The sequence below is a fragment of the Pseudomonas sp. genome (genome assembly GCF_050739655.1).
In the GTDB taxonomy this organism is placed as follows: Bacteria; Pseudomonadota; Gammaproteobacteria; order Pseudomonadales; family Pseudomonadaceae; genus Aquipseudomonas.
The window spans coordinates 1-7072 of the sequence record NZ_JBOIBY010000214.1 but is presented as its reverse complement, the minus strand read 5'-3'; the positions used below and the strand labels follow the sequence as shown (position 1 = coordinate 7072).

The window sequence follows — 7072 nt, the reverse complement described above, 5'->3', positions numbered from 1 at the left end:
GCCGCTGCTTCCAGACCTTCTTCGGTTTCGTCGTCGTCGCCTACTTCGAGGTCGTCGTTTTCCAGATCATCGTCGCTCATGTTCTACCTCATGACTTGCGAAAAGCAGATTAGTTATAGCCCAGCTTAGCCCTCTGTCGAAGGGTGCCGGAAAAAAATCAATAGCCGCTGCTGACCAGCGGTTATGCCCCATCACCGTGCAAGGTGGCGAGGACTTTACGAGCACCGCCATGATCACGGTGCTCGCCCAGATAAACACCTTGCCAAGTCCCTAACGCCAGTCGACCTGCCGAGATCGGCAAGCTGAGCTGACAGCCAAGCACGCTGGCCTTGAAGTGCGCCGGGAGGTCGTCCAGGCCTTCGTCGTTATGCTCATAGCCATCTGCTCCTTGTGGGATCAGACGATTGAAAAATCGTTCGAAGTCGCGACGTACCGCCGGATCGGCGTTCTCGTTGATGGTCAACGACGCCGAGGTATGCTGCAGCCACAAATGCAACAGACCGACCCGACATGCCCTGAGTTCAGGCAGGCCGGCGAGCAACTCGTCCGTTACCAGATGAAAGCCCCGGGGCCTCGCCCGCAGGGTTATCAAAGTCTGCTGCCACATACAGATCTCCGCACCTTCGGGGCGCATTCTAGCGCGCTCAGGGAAAAAACAAAGGCCCTGATCATCCTTCAATTACGTAAGCCTTTGACCGCAGTAAAACGCCCGTCCCAAACACTCAAAAAGCTGTAAGAAAAAACCTTTCAGCTGCACCGTTAATGACAAATCGCAAACAAAAAAATGCCCGGCAAGCCGGGCAAGTTTTTCTCGTGCGCGTGCTTACAAGTTGTAGCCGCGTTCGTTGTGAAGCGCCAGATCGATGCCGACTGCTTCTTCTTCTTCGGTAATGCGCAGGCCCATGACAGCGTCCAGGACCTTGAGGATGATGTAGGTGACAATCGCGGTGTAGATCACCGTGAAGCCTACGCCTTTGCACTGGATCCACACTTGTGCGGCAATGTCGGTCACTGTGCCGAAGCCACCCAGCGATGGTGCAGCGAACACACCCGTCAGGATAGCGCCAAGGATACCGCCGATACCGTGCACGCCGAAGGCGTCCAGGGAGTCGTCATAGCCCAATTTGCGTTTCAGGGTGGTGGCGCAGAAGAAGCACACCACGCCAGCAGACAGACCGATCACCAATGCGCCCATCGGGCCAACGGTACCGGCAGCCGGAGTAATGGCGACCAGGCCGGCAACCACACCCGAAGCAATACCCAGTGCGCTTGGTTTACCGTGGGTGATCCACTCGGCGAACATCCAGCCCAGTGCAGCAGCGGCGGTTGCGATCTGGGTCACCAGCATCGCCATGCCGGCAGTGCCGTTGGCGGCTGCAGCCGAACCGGCGTTGAAGCCGAACCAACCGATCCATAGCATCGCGGCGCCCATCAGGGTATAGCCGAGGTTGTGCGGAGCCATCGGGGTGGTCGGGAAGCCTTTGCGTTTGCCCAGTACCAGGCAGGCCACCAGACCGGCGATACCAGCGTTGATGTGCACCACGGTGCCACCGGCGAAATCCAGCACGCCCCAGTCCCACATCAGGCCGCCGTTACCGGACCAAACCATGTGTGCGATCGGTGCATAGACGATGGTGAACCAGATACCCATGAACACCAGCATCGCGGAGAACTTCATGCGCTCGGCGAAGGCACCGACGATCAGCGCCGGGGTGATGATGGCGAAGGTCATCTGGAAGGTGATGAACACCGCCTCAGGGAAGAGCGCCGCGGGACCTGTAATGCTGGCTGGCGTGACACCAGCGAGGAACGCCTTGCCCATGCCACCGAAGAAGGAGTTGAAATTGACGACGCCCTGCTCCATGCCGGTAGTGTCGAACGCGATGCTGTAGCCATAAATGACCCACAGAACGCTGATCAGACCGGTAATGGCGAAGCACTGCATCATCACGGAAAGAATGTTTTTCGACCGAACCATGCCGCCGTAGAACAGCGCAAGGCCGGGAATGGTCATGAACAGCACGAGGGCTGTGGAGGTCAGCATCCAGGCGGTATCGCCGGAATTGAGGACTGGGGCTGCCGCTTCGTCTGCCGCCATTGCCAGGCTTGGCATTACGATAGACAACAGGGCTCCTAGCCCTGCGAATTTACGCAGAGTCATTTTGTTTTCTCCTGGGGCGTTGGGTTTGTGGCGGCTTAGATTGCGTCGGTATCGGTTTCGCCGGTACGGATGCGAATCGCCTGTTCCAGATTGACCACGAAGATCTTGCCGTCACCGATCTTGCCGGTGTTGGCCGCCTTGGTTATCGCCTCGATGACCCGGTCCAGATCCTTGTCGTCAATGGCGACATCAATCTTCACCTTTGGCAGGAAATCGACCACGTATTCCGCGCCGCGATACAGCTCGGTGTGACCCTTCTGCCGTCCGAAGCCTTTGACTTCAGTAACGGTAATGCCCTGCACGCCGATCTCGGACAACGACTCGCGCACGTCGTCCAATTTGAACGGCTTGATGATGGCAGTGACTAGCTTCATGAAAACTCTCTCCCGAATTGGTGGACTTGCCCCAGGAAAACAAACCCGTCTCAAGTCTAAGCGCAGTGCCTGGCTTTGTAACGCTTCGTCGGCCTTACCCACCCATCCGACGTCGCTCACCGCTCCTTGCGAAACGCTCCCCGCGTTGCGCCTGGCGCACTGCATTCGTCACAGCGACTGCATCAGTGCATGGGTTAGTGGTGTCTTTGCAGAAAGCTTGCCATCTCCACAAACTCCACTATTTTCAAGCCCTTGCCCGCGGATGCCCGCCACTTAGCGACAACACCCGGCAAGATACGCACAACAACGGTGCGACGCCGTTCATCCGGATGCGCGAAAAGCGTGCATCCTGTGCTCGTGAAATGACCATAGAGGGTGCGTGATACACTGCCCGCCATCGATATCAGGACACTCACCATGCTCGCGCCCAAAGACTTCCTCGACGCCCTGAGCGGCACCGCCTCCCGCCTCTTCAGCGGCGACACCCCGCTGCCGAAAGCCGAAATCGAAAGCCAGTTCAAAATGCTGCTGCAAAGCGCCTTCAGTAAACTGGACCTGGTGAGTCGCGAGGAATTCGACAGCCAGATGGTTGTATTGGCACGCACCCGCGCTCGCCTCGAAAGCCTCGAAGCCAAAGTCGCCGAGCTGGAAGCCAGGCTCACACCACCAGCCGAGTAACACCTCAAACCCTGTAGGAGCTGCCGAAGGCTGCGATCTTTTGATCCTCAGCCCCTCAACAATCCGGGCAACGTCCTACAAAAATCACACCGCCGTCCGATTGCTTCGCGAAGGCTCCAGTTTCTATGCTCATCCCCTGCTGAATGTTCAGCACTGGGTTTGGCGACCTGGACCAAGCAACGCATAGCGACCGCATTCGAAATCCGGGTAACTCTTCTCCCGATTCGAGTTATGGCGGCTGTGTGTGGGAGACCTTCGGGTCTGCCGGTATTCGCTTGGCCGGCTCGCCAACCCGCACGCAGCTGCCACCCTTTATTGTTTGGCGACGATAAATGGCAGTGATCAACAAGCGAACTTGAGTACTGCACCATGGAAGAAAACTATCTAACTCCTAATGTCTTCACCCGCCACAAACTCCACCTCCACGCCCTTCTGATCGAAAACCAACCCTGGTTCAGCGCACGCGACCTCGGCCGCCTGCTGCGCATCCATCTCAACGACCGCCTTCTGCGAAAACTCGACCCCGACCAACACCAAACCGCCAAAACCCTTATTTACAACCACATCGAAAACACCCTGCTCATCAGCGAATCCGGCGTCTACGCCATGCTCATCTACCACTACTGCCCCGAATACCGAGCCTTGCGCGAATGGCTCACCCACGAAGTCGTCCCTACCCTGCGCGACGCCCAACACCCGACCACAACCGAACGCCCACAACTGAGCCTGCTCAATTGGCCGGATATGTCGTTGAGTTTGTTGCATTGGAATAACCAACCGTGGATACGGTTGCAGGATGTGCCGCAGATGATGGCTGATGAGCAGCAAGCAGAGCGAACGATGACAAGGCCATGGTGGAAACGCGCCTCACGAATGTTGCAGTCGCTCTAATTTCAGAAAGTCATCCACGCCTGATCTGCGCCCTGCGCAAATCGTAGGTCGATTGAAGGCTCATCCAGAATTCGGGCGTGGTGTTGAAGAGAATGGAAAGCTTGATCGCCAGATCGGCGTCGATCCTAATCTGGCATTGAACAAGCTTGAGGATTTCACTTTCAGGTTCATGCATCGGCACGGCCAGATCTGAAACAGTCATGGACAGCGGCTTCATAAACTCCTGGCTCAGGACCTCGCCGGGATGGATCGGGCGCATACCGTTACGGTTCATTTTTGTCTCCGGGGAGGGCTGTAGTGCGCAGCGAAGCTGAGGCATCAGCTATCGCAAAACAATCCCTCTCAGCCTCTTTCGCCGATGTCCTTCAACAGTTTGGGCACCGTCCTACAGAAATTTTCTACCCGGGCAGATTCCTCACCTACATAAGTACGATCCTACAAGCACAGCCCCCTTTGGCCAATTACATATCCACGCCCCGCGTCATTACGCTATTACGCCTTGATCCGATATGACGTAAACGATGAGAAGAAAAGGAAAGAGCACCGAACTTCGCGATCAAATTGCGAAATCAAATGCACGAAAGCTCGCGTACGAAAACTTTATCAAAAGCTGTAAAACTCAATTTTTTGACATCAATGCAGCAGCGATCAGATTCGACCCAATAACAATTTCAGCGATTCGTGAATGTCACCTATGGATGGAGCCGGCAATTTACCCTTGGGAAAGAATCCCGGATTGGAAATGCAAGGATGACAAGGGTCTTGATTTGGCAATCTGGTATGAACAGAAGCTTTGTGGCCTTTGTTACGCGACCCCTCGTAAAAGCACTATTTGCATCAAAATAATTCTTTTACAGGGACACCCAGACAGATCACATCCACTTCGAGGCTGGATCGCCCCGATGGCCCTGTTTGCTACGGATGCATACGCACGAATACTGGGTTGTAATGAAATAGAGATTCAGGATCCAGACACAAATGTCGTCCCCTACTATCAGGATCTCGGGTTCCAGTTTGACCAGACCAACCGGCTTGTCATTTACATTGCCGATTAATAGTATCGATCCCAGCTCCATTAACAGGAGGTTTCCATGATTCACAAAAAACGAAAAGCCAAACTGTTACTCATTGCCGAACTTCACATTGAAGCGCGTCGGCTCGCTGGTGACATGTCAGCCAATCAACAGCGATTTCTTGAAATCGCTGCGACTCATGGCAAAGAACTTGAGCCTTCCGGTCTGCTAGCCGGTAAAAGGGCCTGAATCTATCCTCTAAGAACTAGCGGGCTTGTCTCCTACAGCTGGCAACATCCTGCGAAGGTTTGCTCTCGCCATCGCCCCGCGAAAATCCCATCTCATGTCTACCCTTGAAAAGCCCGCAGGAAGCGGCCCCAGTCATTTCAAGGAACGATCATGGCACTCTCCATTGTCCACAGCCGCGCCCAGATTGGCGTGGATGCTCCCGCCGTTACCGTTGAAGTCCATCTGGCCAATGGTTTGCCATCCTTGACGATGGTCGGCTTGCCGGAGGCTGCGGTGAAGGAGAGCAAAGATCGTGTACGCAGCGCGATCATCAATTCCGGACTGCAATTTCCGGCGCGGCGGATCACGTTGAATCTGGCGCCTGCGGATTTACCCAAGGACGGCGGGCGGTTCGATCTGGCGATTGCCTTGGGGATTCTCTCGGCCAGCGTGCAGGTACCGGCACTGACGCTCGATGATGTGGAATGCCTTGGGGAACTTGCGCTGTCCGGAGCGGTGCGGCCGGTGCGCGGTGTGCTGCCGGCAGCGTTGGCGGCGCGCAAGGCCGGGCGTACGCTGTTGGTGCCGCGGGCGAATGCCGAGGAGGCGTGTCTGGCGTCGGGACTGAAGGTGATTGCGGTGGATCACCTGCTGCAAGCAGTGGCGCACTTCAACGGCCATACGCCGGTTGAACATTATGTCTCGGACGGCCTGATCCACGCCGCCAAACCTTATCCAGATCTCAATGAAGTACAGGGCCAACTGGCCGCCAAGCGCGCGTTGCTGATAGCGGCTGCGGGGGCGCATAACCTGCTTTTCAGCGGTCCACCGGGAACAGGCAAAACATTGCTGGCCAGTCGATTGCCGGGGTTGCTGCCTCCGCTGACCGAGCACGAAGCACTGGAAGTGGCGGCGATTCAATCGGTCGCCAGCGGCGCACCACTTACCCATTGGCCGCAGCGACCGTTCCGCCAACCTCATCACTCGGCCTCGGGTCCAGCGTTGGTCGGTGGCAGCTCCAAACCGCAACCCGGTGAAATCACCCTGGCCCATCACGGTGTGCTGTTTTTGGACGAGCTTCCTGAATTTGATCGCAAGGTCCTGGAGGTTCTGAGAGAGCCGCTGGAGTCCGGGCATATCGTGATCTCCCGAGCCAAGGAACGCGTGCGCTTTCCGGCGCGCTTTCAACTGGTGGCGGCGATGAATCCCTGTCCCTGTGGATATCTTGGCGAACCCACGGGGCGGTGCTCCTGCACGCCTGACATGGTGCAGCGCTATCGCAATAAACTGTCGGGGCCGTTGCTGGACCGGATCGATCTGCACCTGACGGTGGCACGGGAAGCCACCGCTTTGAACCCGGCGGTGAAGCCGGGTGAGGACAGTGCCACCGCGGCGGCTCTAGTCGCCGAAGCCCGCGAGCGCCAGCAAAAACGTCAGGGTTGCGCCAATGCCTTCCTCGATTTGCCGGGGTTAAGGCGGCACTGCAAGTTATCCACAGCCGATGAGAGTTGGTTGGAGTCGGCGTGTGAGCGGCTGACCTTGTCGCTGCGCTCGGCACATCGGTTGATGAAGGTGGCACGGACGCTGGCCGATCTGGAGCAGGTCGATGAGATCAGCCGGGGGCATCTGGCGGAGGCGTTGCAATATCGGCCGGCGACTCAGTGAGGCTTGAGACCGAGTCGCCCCCATCGCGAGCAGGCTCGCTCCCACAATGGATCTGCATACAC

Annotated in this window: 9 protein-coding genes and 1 pseudogene; 5 read left to right on the top strand and 5 right to left on the bottom strand. The window is 56.9% G+C overall.

The annotated features are described in order from the left end of the window. The 4 genes and pseudogenes from ACRESJ_RS10630 to glnK form a co-directional block, all read right to left on the bottom strand. Positions 1-80: pseudogene (locus tag ACRESJ_RS10630) on the bottom strand (transcriptional regulator SutA); the annotation flags it as partial. Positions 81-181: 101 nt separating this feature from the next. Continuing rightward, the gene (locus ACRESJ_RS10625) at positions 182-607 is read right to left on the bottom strand and encodes a secondary thiamine-phosphate synthase enzyme YjbQ (protein ID WP_431757862.1); all 426 of its coding nucleotides are present in this window, start codon (positions 605-607) and stop codon (positions 182-184) included. Positions 608-823: 216 nt separating this feature from the next. Continuing rightward, positions 824-2161, bottom strand: coding sequence for an ammonium transporter (locus ACRESJ_RS10620; protein WP_431757861.1), 1338 nt, complete (start codon positions 2159-2161; stop codon positions 824-826). 35 nt (positions 2162-2196) lie between these two features. Beyond that, complete coding sequence (glnK, locus tag ACRESJ_RS10615; RefSeq protein ID WP_002555808.1) at positions 2197-2535, bottom strand: P-II family nitrogen regulator; 339 nt, start codon at positions 2533-2535, stop codon at positions 2197-2199. 417 nt (positions 2536-2952) lie between these two features. Between glnK and ACRESJ_RS10610 the strand changes: the two genes are divergently transcribed. Together ACRESJ_RS10610 and ACRESJ_RS10605 are read left to right on the top strand one after the other, a co-directional pair. Next, on the top strand, positions 2953-3213 hold the full coding sequence (locus ACRESJ_RS10610) for an accessory factor UbiK family protein (protein WP_041071977.1): 261 nt from the start codon (positions 2953-2955) through the stop codon (positions 3211-3213). 369 nt (positions 3214-3582) lie between these two features. Then, complete coding sequence (locus tag ACRESJ_RS10605; protein ID WP_431757860.1) at positions 3583-4104, top strand: BRO-N domain-containing protein; 522 nt, start codon at positions 3583-3585, stop codon at positions 4102-4104. A gap of 10 nt (positions 4105-4114) precedes the next feature. On the opposite strand, the gene ACRESJ_RS10600 is transcribed toward ACRESJ_RS10605, so the two are convergent. Beyond that, entirely contained in the window at positions 4115-4378 is a 264-nt protein-coding gene (locus tag ACRESJ_RS10600; protein WP_431757859.1) for a HigA family addiction module antitoxin, read from the bottom strand. 247 nt (positions 4379-4625) lie between these two features. Here ACRESJ_RS10600 and ACRESJ_RS10595 point away from each other — a divergent pair, with 247 nt between their 5' ends. From ACRESJ_RS10595 to ACRESJ_RS10585, 3 genes are all read left to right on the top strand, one after another. Further along, positions 4626-5159: an N-acetyltransferase gene (locus ACRESJ_RS10595; RefSeq protein WP_431757858.1), complete on the top strand. Its 534-nt coding sequence runs from the start codon at positions 4626-4628 to the stop codon at positions 5157-5159. A 36-nt stretch (positions 5160-5195) separates the two neighbouring features. Further along, positions 5196-5366: a hypothetical protein gene (locus ACRESJ_RS10590; RefSeq protein ID WP_431757857.1), complete on the top strand. Its 171-nt coding sequence runs from the start codon at positions 5196-5198 to the stop codon at positions 5364-5366. A 150-nt stretch (positions 5367-5516) separates the two neighbouring features. After that, positions 5517-7010 carry a YifB family Mg chelatase-like AAA ATPase gene (locus ACRESJ_RS10585; RefSeq protein WP_431757856.1) on the top strand — a complete coding sequence of 498 codons (1494 nt, stop codon included), beginning with the start codon at positions 5517-5519 and terminating at the stop codon, positions 7008-7010. Positions 7011-7072: the final 62 nt, after the last annotated feature.

What these genes read in the sequence shown, in the direction of transcription:
- ACRESJ_RS10625 (WP_431757862.1), bottom strand. Translation starts at nt 607, where the DNA reads ATGTGGCAGCAGACTTTGATAACCCTGCGGGCGAGGCCCCGGGGCTTT.
- ACRESJ_RS10590 (WP_431757857.1), top strand. Translation starts at nt 5,196, where the DNA reads ATGATTCACAAAAAACGAAAAGCCAAACTGTTACTCATTGCCGAACTT.
- ACRESJ_RS10605 (WP_431757860.1), top strand. Translation starts at nt 3,583, where the DNA reads ATGGAAGAAAACTATCTAACTCCTAATGTCTTCACCCGCCACAAACTC.
- ACRESJ_RS10620 (WP_431757861.1), bottom strand. Translation starts at nt 2,161, where the DNA reads ATGACTCTGCGTAAATTCGCAGGGCTAGGAGCCCTGTTGTCTATCGTA.
- ACRESJ_RS10595 (WP_431757858.1), top strand. Translation starts at nt 4,626, where the DNA reads ATGAGAAGAAAAGGAAAGAGCACCGAACTTCGCGATCAAATTGCGAAA.
- ACRESJ_RS10600 (WP_431757859.1), bottom strand. Translation starts at nt 4,378, where the DNA reads ATGAACCGTAACGGTATGCGCCCGATCCATCCCGGCGAGGTCCTGAGC.
- glnK (WP_002555808.1), bottom strand. Translation starts at nt 2,535, where the DNA reads ATGAAGCTAGTCACTGCCATCATCAAGCCGTTCAAATTGGACGACGTG.
- ACRESJ_RS10610 (WP_041071977.1), top strand. Translation starts at nt 2,953, where the DNA reads ATGCTCGCGCCCAAAGACTTCCTCGACGCCCTGAGCGGCACCGCCTCC.
- ACRESJ_RS10585 (WP_431757856.1), top strand. Translation starts at nt 5,517, where the DNA reads ATGGCACTCTCCATTGTCCACAGCCGCGCCCAGATTGGCGTGGATGCT.